General features: G+C 62.2%; 1 protein-coding gene. It reads right to left on the minus strand.

The window, feature by feature from the left end; genetic code table 11:
• Positions 1-1,019: ImcF-related family protein (locus FD737_RS23650; protein WP_202404647.1), on the minus strand; the 1,019-nt coding region annotated here is incomplete at both ends.

The following is a 1,019-nucleotide window of genomic DNA, read 5'->3' on the forward strand; positions in this document are numbered from 1 at the left end:
GGGCCGAAAGTCGCATCGAGTGGGCCGCTCGGGCCGCTGTTCTGGTCAATGGCAGGGCGCTTTTCCCTACTGAGCAGGTTCTGCGCAGACTTCACCAGCGAGTCAGCAATAGCATCCCCACTCTGCCCGGTCCGTCCCTGCACGTTGAGCGTATTCATTAGCGCCACCAGCGGTGACTGCCTGACGTCTGCCATCAGCGTCAGCTGGTCGATCGCGTCTGAAAGCGTCGGTGCAGGCTGCAGGCGCAGGCTGTTGAGGAAGTTCAGCCAGGCTGCGCTGTAGTCGGCAAAGTATCGGCTGGTGAGCCGCGCCTCCAGCGCTTCGGGTGAGGAAGCATCACCAGCGGGGGGCGGCGCATCACTGAGTACCCAGTCCATCTCCTCACGCCGCTCCCGCGCCACCTTTTCAATCGCGGGTTTAACGCCATCTTCCCAGGCCTGACGGGTGAACATGCCGGGCACCACTTCATCGGTGGTAAACAGGCGACCCGCATCCGTATCGCCGGTCATATCGCCCAGTCGCATATCGGCGTACTGATGCGTCACCTGCGCCAGCACCCGCTGGTACTGGCGGGTTTCGCTGTTGGTCACCCCCACCTGGCGAACCAGCAGGGCGCGCACCTGCCTGACCAGCTCCGGGTCTGCTTTCAGCGCCCATTCAGGGTGAGCATTGAAATTCTCTGCATAGAAAGCCAGCAGCGGACTCCCGGCACCCTGCCAGTATGCCTGGTCCAGACTCTGCCGCTGCGTCCAGTTTTGCATCAGTGCCTGGCTGAACCAACTGGGGTCCATACGTTCAGGACGCGTCAGCATCAGATACAACCTGAGCTGCGTGTAGGCCTGCTTTGACTGCGTTTCCCGCAATGGGCTGTCAGGTGGGAGTGCGGCATAGGCTTTCAGCGCGTCAGTAAGCTGCAAGGCTGCGGCGTCGCGTAGCAGGGGCAGCGCCGCCTGACGGTAACGAGGCCACAGGGCAGACAGCAGTTCTTCGTTCTGATTCAGTCCGAGGCGGCTGTACCA

Origin of the sequence: Pantoea sp. Seng, assembly GCF_009829935.1 — a bacterium.
GTDB classification, from domain to species: domain Bacteria; phylum Pseudomonadota; class Gammaproteobacteria; order Enterobacterales; family Enterobacteriaceae; genus Pantoea; species Pantoea communis.